The organism is Sideroxyarcus sp. TK5, from assembly GCF_054601595.1.
In genome coordinates, this window is record NZ_BAAHSJ010000005.1 from 97,925 (window position 1) to 114,591 (window position 16,667).

Consider the following 16,667-nt stretch of genomic DNA (forward strand, 5'->3'; position numbering starts at 1 on the left):
CTATCCTCCAATCGCCGTGGCCGGATCTATGCTTAATGCGGCGCGAATGGCGAAGACGCTGGCGACAGCACACATCAGCATGACCAGGATGAAACCGGTCACCGCATCGCCCGGCAGCAGCAGCACGAACTTGGGGAACAGCGGCGCCCACAACGTGGCAGACAGCTTGCCCACCATGAAGCCGATCAGCCCAAGGCCCAGCGCCTGCTGCAGGATCATGCCGCTGATGGTGAAGTTGGTCGCGCCGATCAGTTTCAGCACCGCGATCTCGCGCACCTTGTTCAGCGTCATGGTGTAGATGATGAAGGCGACGATGGCCGCGCTGACCACGGCAAGGATCACCAGGAACATGAAGATCTGTTTGGACGAGGTGGCGATCAGGCGCGCCACCAGGATCTCGTCCATCTGCGGTTTGGTATAGGCCTGCAGATGTTTCCAGCGTTCGATCTGCGCGGCCACCGCCGCTTCCTCGCCCGGCGCGGTGCGCACCAGCACCGCGTTCACCAGATGGCTGGAGGTCTGGCTGGCCTGCACCGCCTCCAGCACACCGGGACGATTGAAAGCGGGATTGGCGGCAGTACGCGCGCGCTCGTTGAGCAGCGCATCGTTGTCTTTCAGGAACTGCGCTTCCTGCGCATCCTGCAGCGGGATGAAGATCATCGGGTCGCCGCTGGACGAGACCATGCGCCGCGTCAGGCCGACCACCGTGTATTCGTGGCGGCGGATGTTGACCCGGTCACCTAGCGCCAGACCGGTCTTGATGTCCGCGACCGCCTCGTAATGCGAGCGGGTGACCGGACGACCCGCCACCAGATAGCCCGGCGCGCCCGGCTTGCCGGTTTCGAAACCGACCACCATCACACGGATATCCTTGCCGGCATGGTTCATCTGCATGGTCAGGTAAGTCACGTTGCCGGCCTCGCGTATGCCCGGCAGCCCCAGCAGGTCACGCGCCACATCGTCGCGCACACTGGACGGCTCGGCATAAGGCCCCAGCGTGTCCTGCTGCACCACCCACAGGTCGGCACCCGCGTTCTCGATCAGCACGCGCGCATCGTCCACCATGCCGCGATAGACGCCGGCCATGGTCAGCGTCACACCGATCAGCAGACCCAGCCCGATGCCGGTGAAGACGAACTTCCCCCAGCCGTGCAGGATGTCGCGACTCGCCAGATTGATCACGGATCAGCCCCGCACCAGCGCAGGCACTACCTTCACTGGCAAGCCCACACGCAGGGATTGCTGACTGTGCACGATCACTGTCTCGCCGTCATCCAACCCCTCCAGGATCTGACTGCGTCCGTCGAGCGTGGCGAGGCCGATACGCACCGGCTTGAAGCGCACTTCACCGTCTTGCAGGACCCACACGCCGGTCTGGCCGCTCACCGTCTTCACAGCGGCGCTCTGGATGCTGCGCACCTGTTTCATGACCGGCAACGCGATGGTGACTTCCGCATATTCGCCGAGGCTGGCATCCGGCATATCGAGCGTGACGTTGACGATGCGCTCCTCGGTCACCGCATCGCTCACCCGGTCCACGCGCGCGACCTTGCCTGCGACCGGCGCATGCGGGCGGGAACGCAGCACGATCTGCGCCATCTGTCCGGCATGCACCTGTCCGGCCTGTTGTTGTGCGATGCGCGTCTCGACCCACAATCGGGATGTATCGACCACCTGCAATGCGAGCTGCCCACCGGCCACTGTGCTGCCCGGCTCGATGCGGCGCAGCGTGACCACGCCGTCGATCGGGCTGATCAACTGCATCTGCGCACGTGCCTTGCCGATGCCGCGCAGTTCGGCTTGCGCCCGTGCATTTTCATCGCGTGCTGAGGCCAGATTGGCGACGGCTGCGACAGCCGCAGCCTGTGCCGCGCTCTGTTCGTGCAGCTTGGCATCGAACATCTCCTTGCTGACGAAGCCGCCGCTGCGCAACTCCTGATAGCGAACCATGGTGGCCTCCACGGTCTTGAGCCGGCTCTGTGCCTCGCTCAACTGCGCCTCCGCCACCCGGATCGCATTGAGCGACTTGTCGACCATGCGCCGCCCGCCAGCCAGCTTGTCGTCCAGATCGACCGGGTCCATCTCTGCCAGCACCTGCCCTGCCTTGACCGTATCGCCCTGATCGACGCGCACGCTCTTCACCCTGCCGGTCATGGTCGGCGCCAGATCGTGGCGGTGCCGCGCCTGCACCGTACCCACGCCGAACACGCTGTTCGTCAGATCGCCAGTCTGCACCTGCTCGACCGTGACCTTGATCGATGCCAGCGGCCCCTGCGTCAAGACGACCCACACGAACAGCGCCAGCACAGCGCCACCCACCACCAGAAGTTTGATCTTTTGCCCGGACATGTCAGCCACCAAATAAGTAATTGGTTACTATCTTAGTCGGATAAATGGCAACACACAAGATGCAACGATCTTCAGTCGAGCAAAGCCTCGATATAGGGGAACAGTTCGCGCTCCTCGAAACGCACATGCGCATGCAACAACCTGGAAAACTCAGCCAGTGCCGCCCCATCTCGATGTTGCAAACCTGCGCACAGTTCGCGCAAGACGCGATGATCCGCCTGCGTACGCTGCACCAGCGCCAGACCCGCATCCGTATGCAAGTTCGGCAACAGCTCGCGCTCCTCGAACTGGAAATGCGGCTCCAGCTCCGTTGCAAACGCTTTCAAGGCGGCTTCGCAAGCCTGCGCGATCTGCTCCGCATCGCCCGTTGCGGCCGCGCGCGCGCATCGTTTCGCCAGCTTCAGCGCCTGATGATGTTCACGCGACAACGGCTGCAGCAAGGGACTCCGTTGCATCATTCAGCCCGGTTGCCCGTCCGCGCGCGGCCGCCAGTAGGCGGGCAGGTAGCGCCGTACCCACGGGCCGAAACAGGCCAGCCACAGCAGGGTGGCGGCGAGATAGAGCCAGCTTGACTGTGACGGCAGCAGGTCGGCCGCGATGCGCAGCAGCGCGGTGAGCTGGATGCCGGCGAACATCAGCTGGACCGGCGTATCGATGGCGAACGGCAGACCGGAATGCCCCAGCGTGACGCGCGTGCCCATGCCGATCACCAGCGTGGCGTAGCAACCTATGGTCAGCGCGTGCAGGGGTGCCAACCCGAGGATGAAGCCGCTGCCGTCGTGCGTGAGCAACCACAGGCTTTGCACTGCATACAGCAACATGGCGATGCCCAGCCAGACGAAGCCCACATGCAGCACGGCCAGCAGCGGATTCTTGAAACTGCGCCGGAAGCCCCACAACCAGCTCAACGTGAGTGCGGAGAACGCCAGCGGCAAGTCTGCCAGCCACAACCAGGCAGGCAGACCGAAGAACTCCAACAGGCCGTGCACGAGACTGGCCGCCAGCATGGTCCACCACGGCCAGAACGGGCGCGGCACTTCCTTTTGCTGCAGCGCGCTGGAGGTGAAGAACGGGATCATGCGATGCGCCACGGTGGTGAACACCGGCAGCACGAAACCCCACAGTCCTGCGCGCAGCGCGAGTTGCAGCGCTTCGTGCCTGCCGGTCACTTGCCAATACAGGAAGGCTGCCAGCGCCAGCCAGCCGATGCTGAACGCAGCGAACAGCACGCCGGTATGGCGCTTGTCGCCGGGTCGCGTATCGCGCAGCACACGCCATAGTGCGTACAGTCCAACGCCACAGCCGACCAGCATTGATGCGCTCGCCAGTATCAGCAACACAGGTGCGAAGAACAGCCCGGCGTAGAACAGCGACACACCGGCGAACATGAACACGAAGGCCGGCACGTAGCGCGACGCCGGAATCTCGTTCCCCGCCATCCAGCGCGGGAAAGTGGTCATCAGGAAGCCAAAGAAGAAGAACGGCAACATGCCGAACAGCAGCAGCCAGATATGGGCGGCAGTCGGGAACAGCGGCCAGCTCACGCTGTATTGCGGCAACAGATAACGGGTACCCAGTTCTAACAGCCACCACGACATGGCGAGCAGGGTCTGCACGGCCCCGCCTAAGAACATGACACGATGGGGTGCAGCGATGAAGCTTTTCAACATGATTACCTTCCAGTGGTTCAGTACGTAAAGCGAAGTTCGGCGCTCAAGGTGCGGCGCGGCAACAGGAAATAGGCATAGGCCTTGCGGTCGAACAGATTGTTGATAGCCAGGCTGGCGCGGACTTGTTTCGAGAGCGCGTAACCGGCACCGACATCGACCAGGGTATGTCCGTCATAACTGCCCGGCACGCCCTCGACCACATCTGTGTTCTGCGCCGTCCAGTACACATGACTGACATGCCGCATCTCCAGCCGTCCGTCCCATGTGCCTTGCTGCGCCTTCAGCATGAGGCCGGCGATGCGATCCGGCACATCGGTGAGACGTTTGCCGACGCTGGCCGGGTCGGCCGTGTTCTCCAGCATGCGGGTGTCGATGCGCGCATAGTTCGCGCCCAGCGTGAGCCAGTTCGTCAGCCGCGTCTCCAGTGCGAGCTCGACACCGTTCACCCGCGCCCGTCCGGCATTGATGCGCAGCGACTGCGTGGCGGACAACTGTTGCAGATAGATCAGATCGCGCAACTCGGTCGAATACAGCGTCGCACTCAGTTTGCTCGCAGCGCGGGGCCGCCAGTCCCCGCCGATCTCCCAGGTCGTGCCCTGCTCCGGCTGCAAGTCCGGATCGCCGGAGGTGGTGCGGCCACGGCTGGTGGAGGTGGTGTACAGATCCTGATGGGTGGGCGCGCGGAAGGAGCGGCCATACGAAGTGCGCAGTGTCAGCGCCGTATCGGGGCGGTAGACGGCCGACAGTTTGGGGCTGAGGGCGTTTACTGTGCGTTCCGCGTAGACGTTGCTCACCGGCGTCGTGCCGTTGCTGAAATTGTCGCCGCGCGTGCGCCATGTGTCCCAGCGCCCGCCGAGATAGAGCGTGAGCTTGTCCGACGCGCCATACTCGTCCTGCGCATAGAGCGACCAGGTGGTGGAACGGCCGTGATATCCGCCGTTCACGGCGGTAACCGAGGAAGGGTCGCGCCATGCGGAGAGCGCGAGCAGATTCTGGTCCACCGCATCCTGATGCACCGCTACACCGCTCACCATGAAATGGCGTTCAGCCAGCGGGAAGCTGAGTTGCACATTGCCATCCAGCGCATGGTTGGGCGTATCGGCAAGCGTGCCGTTGCCGCTGTCCCAGGTGGCGGTCGGGCTGGCCAGGGCATAGCGGTATGCGCGCACCATGCTCGCCAGTTCGGCTTTCAGCAGCATATCGTCGCCCAGCGTGCCGTCGTAGCCGAGCCGATACTGCGTGCTGGCCTCGTGCAGCGGCTGGAAGGAGAACAGGGTGAAATCATAAGCGCTCAGCGCGACGCGCTCTCCATTGATATCCAGTGTGCCGCTGCTGACCGTATCGCCCGCCGCATCGCGCAGCCAGGAATTGAACATCGTCTGGTGCTGGTCGGTCTGCTGGTGGCTGATGGCGGTGTACAGCGTCGAGCGCGCATCCAGTTCGTGGAACAGTTTGGCCGTGGTGTTCAGGGTGCGCCACGGCGTCCTGCCGAGGTCGCCCACCACATAACCCGGCGTGCCGTCACGCGTGGTGATCGCCTGTGCACCGCTGACCGGGATACCCGGCGTGCAGGGAGCAGGCGGTGGTGGGCACGAGGGCGACTTCACCACGAACTCGTTCACATAACTGGCGCGGTCCTGATAGCCCAGACCGGCGACGATGCCCCAGCTTTCGTCCAGTCTGTCGCGCAGATACAGACTCGCATCCGTGCCCTGCGCATCGCCCCATCCCTGGCGGATGCGCACACTGCGTTCCTCGCGGTCCGGACGCTTGCTGATGATGTTGATCACGCCGCCTATGGCATTGCTGCCATACAGGGCCGAGTAGGCACCGGGCACCACTTCGATACGTTCGATGTCGTCGACGAATGGCACACGCCAGTTCACCTTGCCCGAGCCGGCATCCTGCAGCGGCTGCCCGTCCAGCAGCACCAGCGTGCGCGACTGATCGATGCCGCGCAGCGACATGCTGCTGGTGCCCTGTGTGCCCTGCGATTGCCCGAGCGCCCCGCCGCGCAGGTACAGGCTGGGCACCTGCTCCAGCGCATCGCCCAGCCGCGTCACGTCACGTTCCGCGATAGCTTCCGCTTCAACCACGGTCACCGCCGCCGGCACACGCTCCGCCGCACTGCTGCTGCGGGTCGCCGTCACCACCAGCTCGGGCAGCATCTGCGTCTCCTGCGCCTGCGCCGCTGTGCAGCACACGACAGGCAGCAGGCCGCAAAGGGCGATTCGTATTCGGGGGATGCGCATGGCGGTCTGTCTCATAAAAAAGGGCGGGGATTCCCCGCCCTTCGGTTTGCTTCAGGGCGGCTCAGTAGATGTCTTCCTGCGTGTTCCAGATGTTGAACTTGCCGGTCGGCGTGACCAGACGCTGGTCGGTGATGACAGTCTTCACCTTGCGCGTCTTGTCGTCCATCACCACGATGGCCGACTGCTCGTCCTTTCCGGCCCACAGCGAGAACCACACTTCGTCACCGGCCTGGTTGTACTCGGCATGCACCACACGCTTCACCAGCTTGCTCTCCGGCAGACCGGAAAGCTTGACCAGATTGAGCACCACGGGGGGCTTGCTCAGATCGGCGATGTCGTAGATGGAGACCGACTCGGACAATTCCTTGTCCGGATTCAATGGTGCATCCGCCCACAGGTTGTTCGACTTGGGATGCGTCTTCACGAACAGTGATCCGGCACCGTGGTTCTTCAGTTCCTGCACCACTTTCCAGGCGTATTGCTTGTGTTTCACCGGATCGGTGCCGATCAGCGTGACGACATCGGAGCCCAGATGCGAGGTCGCCCACACCGGACCGAACTTGGGATGCACGAAGTTCGCCCCGCGCCCCGGATGCGGCTTGGGTGAAGTCTCCACCAGCGCAGCCAGCTTGCCCAGCTTGGTATCCACCACCGCCACTTTATTGGACGCGTTGGCCGCCACCAGGAAGTAGCGTTTGGTCGAATCCCAACCGCCGTCATGCAGGAACTTGGCCGACTCGATGGTGGTGGTCTTCAGGTTCTTGATGTCGGAATAATCCACCAGCTGGATCATGCCGGTCTCTTTCAGGTTGATCACCCACTCCGGCTTGTGCGGCGACGCCACGATGGAAGCGACGCGCGGCTCCGGGTGATATTCACCATCGACGGTCATACCGCGCGAGGACACGATCTTCAGCGGCTTGAGCGTATCTCCCTCGGTGATCACGTATTGCGGCGGCCAGTAGGAACCGGCGACTGCATACTTATCCTCGAACCCTTTGAATTTGGATGTCTCGACAGAACGCGCCTCGATGCCGACCTTGAGCGTGGCCACCACGGTCGGCTGCTTGTACCACATGTCGATCAGGTCCAGTTTCCCGTCACGGCCGATCACATACACATAGCGACCCGAGGCGGAAACGCGCGAGATATGCACGGCGTAACCGGTCTTGACGATGCCCCAGATCTTCTTGGTGTCGCCGTCGATGAGCGCGACCTCGCCCGCATCACGCAGGGTCACCGAGAACACGTTCTTCAGGTTGATCTTGTTCATCTGCTTCTTCGGGCGGTCCTGCGGCTTGACCACCAGCTTCCAGCTCTCGGTCATCTCCTTCATGCCCCACTCCGGCGGGATAGGCGGCTCCTGTTGCAGATAGCGCGCCATCAGGTCGACTTCCTTCTCGTTGAAGTCACCCGAGGTCAGGAAGTTCGGCATGCCGCCGGGCGAACCGTAACCGATGAAGGCCTTGAGATATTCCGTGCCCTGGTTCAGCGTGGTCTCGGGCGTCAATGCCTTGCCGGTCGCGCCCTTGCGCAACACGCCGTGACATCCCGCGCAGCGCTCGAAATAAAGCTGGCGCGCCTGATCGAACTCGGCCACCGTCATCGGCGGCGCCGAGGTGTTGGCATTCTTGTGCATGAGTGCCGAGCCGACCGGCGACGTGCCGGTGTGGTGCGCGGCGTCTTCCGCCGCGACGCGCGGCGCGGCCTGTGCCATGAACGGCAGTGCGGTCAGCACCGCCAGTGCCGCGAGTGTCTTGCCTGTGTACGTTCTCATCATCGTCTCCTGAAGTTGAACCTGTATCCGTTGCCATCGCTAACTGCCCGCACACGATGCGGGCAGTTAGCGTGGCAGTTATGCTTCCGACTCAGCCGGCACCAGCGTGCGCTTCTCACCGCGACCTATGGTCATCAGGTCCCACACCAGCAACACGAACCCGACTGTGAACATCACGCCGAACAGTTCGCGCCACCACATGCCCTGCGTGAACCACGGATGCGCCTGCGCGGCGAAGTAGCCTATCCAGCTGGAGCCTTCGATGGCGCGTTCGATCTGCGACTGCACGTAACCGGACACCAGCATGGAGATGGTCATGCCCACCATGCCCAGGTTGAGCAAGCCCAGCGCCCATTTCCATTTCCAGCCGTTACCCGGCAGATCGCCCGACATCCACACGTCGCCGCGCCACTTCTGCACCGCGAGGTAGAACATGGCGATGATGATGGTGGCGTAGGCACCGAAGAAAGCGAGGTGACCGTGCGAGGCCGACCATTGCGTGCCGTGGGTGTACAGGTTGATCTGCGGCAGGGTGTGCATGAAGCCCCACACGCCCGCGCCGAAGAAGTTGCCGAAGGCGTGCGCGATCAGCCAGGCCATGGTCGGATGGTTGGAGTTCTTGGCATGGCGCGCGCCCGCGTCGAACACCGCATGTACCACCATCGCCACCAGCGGGATCGGTTCCAGCGCGGAGAAGAAGCCGCCGATGCTGAACCAGTATTCCGGCGTGCCGATCCAGAAGTAGTGGTGACCGAGACCGAGGATGCCGGAGCCGAACATCAGCGCCACCTCGATGTACAACCAGGTCTCCACGATCTTGCGGCGTACACCCAGCACCTTCATCAGACCGTAAGCCATGATGCAGGCGACCATCACTTCCCAGGTCGCTTCCACCCACAGATGGATCACCCACCACCACCAGTATTGGTCGATGGAGATGTTGGTGGTGTAGAACATACCGGCCAGATAGATACCGAACAGCGCCAGCATATCCAGCACCAGCACCCCGGCGATACCGGTGTAGCGGCCTTTGGCGAAGGTTGCAGCGACGTTGTAGAACACCACCAAGACGCTGACCACGATGCCGATGTCGGCCCAGCGCGGTGCCTCGATGTATTCGCGGCCTTCGTTGATCAGCCAGATGGTGGATTCCTTGCCCGGCCCGACCTGCACCAGCAGGTAGACCAGCACGACCACGGTGACCGCCGATGTCAGCACCCAGAAGATCAGGTTGCCGAGTTTCAGGCCGACCACCTCATGCTGCGACTCCTCCTCCAGCAGCCAGTACACCGAGCCGAGGAAACCATACAGCATCCACACCACCAGCGCGTTGATATGCACCATGCGGTTGACGCTGAAATCGAGCACACCGTACAGGAAGTCCGGCATCAGATATTGCAGTCCGGCCAGCAGGCCGAACAGCACCTGTGCACCGAACAGCGTGATGGCGACGGTGAAATACTTCACCGCCAGTTTTTGCCCACCGTTCAGGTTGGCGCTGTCGCATATTCCTGGCGTAGCCATGATCAATTCTCCTGTTCGATGGATTTGAAGTTATAGGGGAAACCGTTGGTGTCGATGCTGGACATCCATTTCAGGAAGGCCACCACACCGCGCGCTTCCTCGTCGGTGATGCCCAGCTTGGGCATGCGACGCCCCATGCTGTTGTGCAGCTTGTCGGAAGGGTCCTTGATGAACTCGACCATCTGCACCTCGCGGATCTCGGAGGTCCCCCAGTACTGGTCCAGCCAGGACTTGGTCAGGTCGGGTGCGTAGTAGGCACCGTTGCCGAGCAGGGTGTGGCAGTTCATGCAGTTCTTGGCCTGCGTGGTCAGTTTGCCCAGCTTGACCAGCGCCTCGGCCTCCTCTTCGCTCAGCTCCTTGCCGAACAGCGGCTCCTTGACGCCGATCACCGGCACCTGCACACGGCGCTGCTCGTCGAACTTGTACTCGATGCGATGATTGATCACCGAATACGCCGGGACGCGCGTCGTTCCCGTGCTGATCTGCGACAGCGTATCCATCGTCAGCAGCATGAGCACGACGAACGAACCGCCGGTCACCCATATCGCCGTCTTGCGCCAGAAAGATTCCGACGCCCACCATTGATTCGTCGCCATTTACGCCTCCTTAGTCATTGATTCAGGGATCACTTCCGTTACTGCATCTTTCTCTGTGCCAGCCGCATGCGTCCCCACACACAGATGCCAGATACCGTGCGGCGCCAGCAGATAGCCCAGCAGCATGCACGCCACCACCGTCGCCCACAGCGGGTGCGACAACAGGTTGGCGGCTTGCGCCAGGAACAGCGTGGAGATGGACAGGCCGGCATAGGCCAGATAGGCCAGCGGCATCAGCACAGGCATGGAGCGGATGCGCGCGTAGGCGAACAGCAGCGCGTACAGCGCGCCGAGCAGGATGACCATGGCCGAGGAAAAGAAGATGGTGAAGAAATCGGCAAGACCGGCCGGCTCTATCATGTTGCCCCCTTGTGCGGCGGATCGGACTACCCGCCCCGCTTCATTCAAAGATTCATTGCGAGTCAATGTATTCCTGTTTTTTTAATTATGCAAGCTTTATGAATGTATTAATATTCAGCGCCACTAACCACAGCCGCCCGCCTATAATCGCGCCGACAGAAAAGGAGTGACCCGGCATGCAACTCAACCTTTCCACCGACATCGCGCTACGCACGCTGATCTATCTGGGCCAGAAGGATGCGCCCGCCACCATCGCCGAAGTGTCCGCCGCATTCGGCATCGCCAAGACCCATTTGATGAAGGTGGCGATGACACTGGTCGCACAGGGACTGGTGACCAGCGAGCGCGGCCGCAATGGCGGCATCCGCCTCGCGCGCGACGCCGCCAAGATACGCATCGGAGATGTGGTGCAGACCATGGAGCCCAGCATGGCGCTGGTGTATTGCATGCGGCCGGACGCGACCGAGACGGATTGCCCGCTGTTGCCGGGCTGCAAACTGAAGAAGACCTTCGGCAAGGCACAGAAGGCGTTCCTGGCCTCGCTCAACGAAAGCACCCTGAGCGATCTGTTGCCAAGCAAACCCATCAAGGTGAAGCCATGAACATCCCCACCTTGCTGAGATCGTTCGCCCCGCACCGCTCCCCTGCCCCGTTCGCCGAACGCCTGCGCAGCGGCTTCGCCGGTGGACTGGGCATCTTCCTGCTGGCTTGGGCGCTGCACCTGTTGCCGCAGCCCGAACTTCCCCTGTTGCTATTGGGCTCGATGGCGGCATCGGCAGTGTTGCTGTACGCGGTCCCGCACAGTCCGCTGGCACAGCCGTGGAACCTGATCGGCGGCCACCTGATCTCGGCACTGGCCGGCTGGCTCACCATCAGCTTCGTGCATGACCCGCTGGCTGCGGCCGGACTCGCGGTCGGCTGCGCCATCTTCCTGATGTATGTGCTGGATTGTCTGCATCCGCCCGGCGCGGCCACCGCACTGACGCTGGTGCTTGGCGCAACGCAGTTCCTGCAGATGGGCGCGGGGTGGACACTGACCATCGTGGGTGCCAATGCCTTCCTCTCGCTGCTGCTGGCGTTGACCATCAACAATGCCCTGCCGCGCCGCCACTATCCGCAGGCACCTGCTGCCCCCGCCCCGCCCCCGCCGGCGATACGCGTGCTGCCCGAACAGCAGGACATCGAATGGGCACTGGCGCAGGAAGACAGCATGCTGGACATCAGCGCGGAAGACCTGACCGGCTTGTACAACGCGGCACAACGTCGCGCGCAGTTCCGTTTCGAGGCTGCGACACGCAAGGGCTGAGCATGGTCACGCTCAAACTCATCCACATCAGCGCGGTGGTCATCAGCTTCACGCTGTTCTTCCTGCGCGGCGTCTGGCTGTTGCGCGCCTCGCCCGTCATGCGGCAGCGCTGGGTGAAGATCGCCCCGCACAGCGTGGATACCGTCCTGCTCGTCAGCGCCATCGCGCTCGCCTGGCAACTCGGTGTCACACCGTTCAATTCCCCCTGGCTGGCTGCAAAGATCGTCGCACTTCTGGTGTATATAGCGTTAGGCATGCTGGCGTTCCGCTTCGCGCGCACGACTGCGCAGCGCCTCACCGCATGGTTGGGTGCGTTGCTCGTGTTCGGCTACATCGTGGCCGCCGCGATCACGCACGACCCGCTACTCTCGCTGTAATACGCCGATCATGAGTGATCCTTTCAACACCCCGGCCGCGCCTGGCTTCGACGATCCGCTGGAGATGCTGCAAGCCTGTCATGGTCGCATCACGGCACAGTGCGACACCCTGCAGCGACTGGTTGCACACTTGCAGACGCACGGCAACGACGAACAAGCCGGACAGGCAGCGCGCGCCATCCTGCGCTACTTCGATACGGCAGGCCAGTATCACCATCAGGATGAGGAACAGGACCTGTTCCCCGCGCTGCTCGCCAGCGGTAACCCGTCTGCCAGCGAATACGTCGCCCGCCTGCTGGCCGAACACAAGGTGATGAATGCCGCCTGGCAGGCTTTGCGCCCTTTGCTGATCGCCATCGCGGAAGATAATGCCAACACGCTGGATGCAGACGTCGCCGCACATTTCATCGACAGCTACGCGCGACACATCGCATTCGAGAACAGCCTGTTGCTGCCGCTGGCGACAACTTTGCTGGATACGCAGCAACTGCAGCTGCTGGGGCGCTGCATGGCCGAGCGTCGCGGGGTGGCGGATTGAAGCATGTGGCGGTAATCGGCGCCGGCCCGGCCGGTTTGATGGCCGCCGAGGTGCTGTCGCAACGCGGCCTGCGAGTCGATGTATATGACGCCATGCCCAGCGCGGCGCGCAAGTTCCTGATGGCGGGTAAAGGCGGCATGAACATCACCCACGCCGAACCGTTCGAGGATTTCCTGATGCGCTACGGCGCGCGGCGTGAACAGATCGCACCGCTGCTGCAAGCCTTTCCGCCGCAGGCGCTGCGCGACTGGATACACGGCCTCGGCGTCGAAACCTTCGTCGGCACTTCCGGCCGCGTGTTCCCCAAGGAGATGAAAGCCGCACCGCTGCTGCGCGCCTGGCTACACCGGCTGCGCGAACACGGCGTGCGCTTCCACATGCGCCATCGCTGGCTGGGCTGGGATGTGGCGGGCGCGCTGCGCTTCGCCACCGTGGACGGCGAACACAGTATTTCAGCCGAGGCCGTGGTGCTCGCGCTGGGTGGCGCAAGCTGGCCGCAGCTCGGTTCAGACGGCGCATGGACGGCGCTGCTGGCTCAGCGCGGCATCGCCATCGCCCCGATGCGCCCGAGCAACTGCGGCTTCGAGATCGCATGGAGTCCACACTTCCGTGATCGCCATGCGGGCGAGCCGCTGAAATCGGTGGTCGCCGAATTCGGTGCGATACGCAAACAGGGCGAATGCATGATCGATGCGCACGGCATCGAGGGCGGATTGATCTACGCGCTGTCGGCCGCGCTGCGCGACGAGATCGAAGCCAACGGCCATGCCATGCTGTATCTGGACCTGTTGCCGGACTGGACACCGGAGCGCATAGCAAAAGAGGTCGTGCATCCGCGAGGTTCGCGTTCACTCTCCAGCCATCTGCAAAGCCGCCTAGGATTGAAAGGCGCGAAGGCCAATCTGCTGCGCGAAGTGTTGAGTGCCGAACAGGTGCAGGATGCGAAACTGCTGAGCCAGACCATCAAGAGATTGCCGCTGCGCCTCACCGCGACGCGCCCGCTGGCCGAAGCGATCAGCACCGCAGGCGGTGTGCGTTTCGAGGAAGTGGATGCGAAGCTGATGTTGAACAGACTGCCTGGCGTGTTCGTGTGCGGCGAGATGCTGGACTGGGAGGCACCCACCGGCGGTTACCTGCTGACGGCCTGTTTCGCCAGCGGACATGCCGCAGGGAACGGCGTGTCGCAATGGCTGCTAAAGCCCTGATCACTACAGGGCTGTAACAGCTTCCGGGGAATTGCTGCGCTACAATGCGCGCCGTCTTCTTCACCACATCAAGGATCGATAATGAAGCAATACAGCAAACGCATCGCACTGTTCCACTGGATCATCTTCGCACTGGTGTGCATCGCCTTCTATCTGGGCCACGAGGTGCATGAATCACAGAACGGGGCGGAAAAACTCTCCATGTACCCGATGCATTTCCTGATCGGCGACCTGGTCCTGCTGCTCACCCTGATCCGTCTCTACTTCCGCAAGAAGGACGGCGAACCCGCCCCGGCCAACGCCAACCCGCTGCTGAACAAGGTCGCTGACGCGACCCACAAGCTGCTCAACCTGTCGCTGATCGCCGTGGTCGTCTCCGGCATCGCCACCGCCGCCACCTCGGGCGTGATCGAAGCGCTGAAGACCGGCAACGCGGAACTGATCCCCGATTTCAAGACGGTGGCCGCCAAAGAGTTCCACGAGATGTTCATCGCCGTCATGCTGCTGCTGATCGCCTTCCACGTCGCGGCCGCGCTGTATCACCAGTTCATCGTCAAGGACAACCTGCTGCGCCGCATCATGGTGAGACGCTTCGAAGACTGAGCGTACACACGCCTCTCAACAATAAAGCCCGGCATTCCGGGCTTTTTTGTTTCCAGTCGCTGCGCCAATCTTACGGTTGCAGCGGATTGATACGCGGATGCGTCTCCTCTCCGAACAGCAAGAGAAAACCTCCCGACAGGAACATCGAGATCGCCACGAACCAGAACGCCGCCTCCACCGAACCGCTGAAATGCGCAGCGAGGCCGAGACCGAGTGCGCCGATGCCGTAACCCAGATCGCGCCAGAAGCGGTAGATGCCGATGGCCGAGCCGCGCCAGTTGGGATGGGAGATGTCCGCGATGGCGGCCGACAGGTTGGGATACAGCAGCGCCATGCCGATACCGGAGACGGCGGCGGAGAACGACCACCACACCATGCCTTCGCCGAACAGCATCATCGCCACGCCCGCAGCGCATATCCACATGCCGAGGACATTGGGAATATAACGGCCGATGTGGTCGGAGAGTTTGCCAGTGAAGAATTGCGAACCGCCCCAGACGAAGCCGTACACGCCGACGATCCAGCCGATGTCGGGCAGGCTGATGCCGCGCTGGTAGAGGAACACCGGATAGAACACCCACACCAGCGCATCGACGAACTTCTCCACCAGCCCGGCCTGACTGATGGCGGCGAGGCGTTTGTCGCGCCACGACACCAGCGTGAACACTTCCCACGTCGTCGGCTGTGCGCTGATGTTGGTCGGGTAACGCGCCAGCGGTCCGCTACTCAAACCGGCTTTGTGTTTCGCCGCTTCGCTCTTGGCCCAGGGCAGTGTGTCCTTGACCCACAACAGGGTGAGCAGGATGGCGAGCAGGATGGTGGTCATGCCGAACAACAGCAGACCGCTGCGCGGCCCCAGCATGGTCGCCAAATAGGCGGTGATGATGCCCGCCAGCGCCAGCCCGACATAGCCGGAGAACTCATTGAGACCGATGGTCAGACCGCGCTGGTCGGCCCGGGTGATGTCGAGTTTGGAAGTCTGCGTCATCGACCAGGTCAAGCCTTGGTTGATGCCGAGCAGCACCGTGGCCGCGACGATCCAGTTCCACGACGGCGCAAAGTAAACCAGCAGGGGAATGGGCAGTGCCGCCGCCCAGCCCAGCAGCAACACCTGCTTTCGGCCGATGCGTTCGGACAGGCGACCCGCCACAAAATTGAGCGTGCCCTTGACCAGCCCGAACGCCACCACGAAAGCGGTGAGCAGCATGAAGGAATCCTTCGGCACGCCGAATTCGGATTCGGACAGCGCGGGCACCACCGTGCGCATCATGCCGATGGTGAAACCCACCAGCATGACTTGCAGCAGTTGGTGCAGGAACTGGGAGAGGTTGTCGCGGATGCCGTGGGTCAGTGTGGCGTGCGTCATCATCATCCCGCGATGTTGGCGGCAACCATCTTGTCCATCTCGGCGGGGCGCGGCGGGATCTCCTGCAACAGGGATTCGACGAACGCTTCCTTGCTGCCCGTCAGGGCTGAATTCCAGCGTTTCTCGAAACCGATGGTCGAACTCGGCTTGCCGGACAAACCGGCACCGCAGACGCTGCCTGCCTGATGGCCGGGATAGATCTCGACCTCGTTAGGCAGGGTCAGCAATTTGGCATGGATGCTGTCGTAGAGCTGCGCTGCCATCTCCTTCTCGCGACCGAGCAAGTCGGGGCGACCGATGGCACCGACGAACAGCGTGTCGCCGGTGATGACGAACCAGGGCAGTTCGCCGCGACGCATGTCGGTCACCAGCAGACAGACACTATCCGGCGTGTGGCCCGGCGTGTGCAGCACTTCGACGTTGACGTTGCCGAGGTTGAGCGATTGTCCGTCGGTCAGGGGTTCGAAGTCGAATTTGACCCGGCCTTTGTCCGATTCATGCAGGCAATAAGGCGCACCCACCATCTGTGCCAGCTTGCGGCCGCCGGAGTAGTGGTCGGCATGCACGTGGGTGTCGATCACATAATTGATGGTGACGCCCGCTTTCTTCGCCTCTTCGATATACCACGCCTCGTCGCCCGCGACCACGTCCACCGCCATGGACTTGCCCTTGGTGCCGCAGCCGAAGAAATACGACAGTGAAGACTCCTTTGTTGCCAGTTGCTTGAAGAACATCGCTCTCTCC

17 protein-coding genes are annotated in these 16,667 nt (G+C 62.6%); 6 read left to right on the plus strand and 11 right to left on the minus strand.

Translation table 11 applies throughout. The features are described 5' to 3' along the window. The 9 genes from ACYPYQ_RS09855 to ACYPYQ_RS09895 all read right to left on the minus strand — a co-directional run bounded on the left by ACYPYQ_RS09855 (position 1) and on the right by ACYPYQ_RS09895 (position 10,528). Positions 1–1,182, minus strand: coding sequence for an ABC transporter permease (locus tag ACYPYQ_RS09855; RefSeq protein WP_459723651.1), 1,182 nt, complete (start codon positions 1,180–1,182; stop codon positions 1–3). A gap of 3 nt (positions 1,183–1,185) precedes the next feature. After that, positions 1,186–2,349: an efflux RND transporter periplasmic adaptor subunit gene (locus tag ACYPYQ_RS09860; RefSeq protein WP_459723654.1), complete on the minus strand. Its 1,164-nt coding sequence runs from the start codon at positions 2,347–2,349 to the stop codon at positions 1,186–1,188. A 71-nt stretch (positions 2,350–2,420) separates the two neighbouring features. Next, the gene (locus ACYPYQ_RS09865) at positions 2,421–2,807 is read right to left on the minus strand and encodes a hemerythrin domain-containing protein (protein ID WP_459723656.1); all 387 of its coding nucleotides are present in this window, start codon (positions 2,805–2,807) and stop codon (positions 2,421–2,423) included. Next, positions 2,808–4,019: an NnrS family protein gene (locus ACYPYQ_RS09870; RefSeq protein ID WP_459723658.1), complete on the minus strand. Its 1,212-nt coding sequence runs from the start codon at positions 4,017–4,019 to the stop codon at positions 2,808–2,810. A gap of 17 nt (positions 4,020–4,036) precedes the next feature. Continuing rightward, positions 4,037–6,271: a TonB-dependent receptor gene (locus ACYPYQ_RS09875; RefSeq protein WP_459723660.1), complete on the minus strand. Its 2,235-nt coding sequence runs from the start codon at positions 6,269–6,271 to the stop codon at positions 4,037–4,039. Positions 6,272–6,332: 61 nt separating this feature from the next. Continuing rightward, positions 6,333–8,048 carry a cytochrome D1 domain-containing protein gene (locus ACYPYQ_RS09880; RefSeq protein WP_459723662.1) on the minus strand — a complete coding sequence of 572 codons (1,716 nt, stop codon included), beginning with the start codon at positions 8,046–8,048 and terminating at the stop codon, positions 6,333–6,335. A 78-nt stretch (positions 8,049–8,126) separates the two neighbouring features. Then, positions 8,127–9,572, minus strand: a complete 1,446-nt coding sequence (locus tag ACYPYQ_RS09885) for a cbb3-type cytochrome c oxidase subunit I (RefSeq protein ID WP_459723664.1) — start codon at positions 9,570–9,572, stop codon at positions 8,127–8,129. A 2-nt stretch (positions 9,573–9,574) separates the two neighbouring features. After that, complete coding sequence (locus ACYPYQ_RS09890) at positions 9,575–10,168, minus strand: c-type cytochrome (protein ID WP_459723665.1); 594 nt, start codon at positions 10,166–10,168, stop codon at positions 9,575–9,577. Further along, entirely contained in the window at positions 10,169–10,528 is a 360-nt protein-coding gene (locus ACYPYQ_RS09895; protein ID WP_459723666.1) for a hypothetical protein, read from the minus strand. A 176-nt stretch (positions 10,529–10,704) separates the two neighbouring features. Here ACYPYQ_RS09895 and ACYPYQ_RS09900 point away from each other — a divergent pair, with 176 nt between their 5' ends. The 6 genes from ACYPYQ_RS09900 (at position 10,705) to ACYPYQ_RS09925 (ending at position 14,557) form a co-directional block, all read left to right on the plus strand. Beyond that, positions 10,705–11,130, plus strand: coding sequence for an RrF2 family transcriptional regulator (locus ACYPYQ_RS09900; protein WP_459723667.1), 426 nt, complete (start codon positions 10,705–10,707; stop codon positions 11,128–11,130). Continuing rightward, positions 11,127–11,834, plus strand: coding sequence for an HPP family protein (locus ACYPYQ_RS09905; RefSeq protein WP_459723668.1), 708 nt, complete (start codon positions 11,127–11,129; stop codon positions 11,832–11,834). The genes ACYPYQ_RS09900 and ACYPYQ_RS09905 overlap by 4 nt, the downstream gene beginning before the upstream one ends. Positions 11,835–11,836: 2 nt before the next feature. Then, positions 11,837–12,211 (plus strand): SirB2 family protein, encoded by a 375-nt coding sequence (locus ACYPYQ_RS09910; RefSeq protein WP_459723669.1) that lies wholly within the window; start codon positions 11,837–11,839, stop codon positions 12,209–12,211. Positions 12,212–12,221: 10 nt separating this feature from the next. Further along, positions 12,222–12,749: a hemerythrin domain-containing protein gene (locus tag ACYPYQ_RS09915; RefSeq protein ID WP_459723670.1), complete on the plus strand. Its 528-nt coding sequence runs from the start codon at positions 12,222–12,224 to the stop codon at positions 12,747–12,749. Continuing rightward, positions 12,746–13,954: a TIGR03862 family flavoprotein gene (locus tag ACYPYQ_RS09920; protein WP_459723671.1), complete on the plus strand. Its 1,209-nt coding sequence runs from the start codon at positions 12,746–12,748 to the stop codon at positions 13,952–13,954. Before ACYPYQ_RS09915 ends, ACYPYQ_RS09920 begins: the two co-directional genes overlap by 4 nt. Positions 13,955–14,035: 81 nt before the next feature. After that, entirely contained in the window at positions 14,036–14,557 is a 522-nt protein-coding gene (locus ACYPYQ_RS09925; protein WP_459723672.1) for a cytochrome b, read from the plus strand. 70 nt (positions 14,558–14,627) lie between these two features. On the opposite strand, the gene ACYPYQ_RS09930 is transcribed toward ACYPYQ_RS09925, so the two are convergent. Beyond that, complete coding sequence (locus ACYPYQ_RS09930) at positions 14,628–15,923, minus strand: MFS transporter (protein WP_459723673.1); 1,296 nt, start codon at positions 15,921–15,923, stop codon at positions 14,628–14,630. A 2-nt stretch (positions 15,924–15,925) separates the two neighbouring features. Next, a complete protein-coding gene (locus tag ACYPYQ_RS09935) occupies positions 15,926–16,657 on the minus strand; it encodes an MBL fold metallo-hydrolase (RefSeq protein WP_459723674.1) in 732 nt (243 codons plus the stop codon). Positions 16,658–16,667 lie beyond the last annotated feature (10 nt).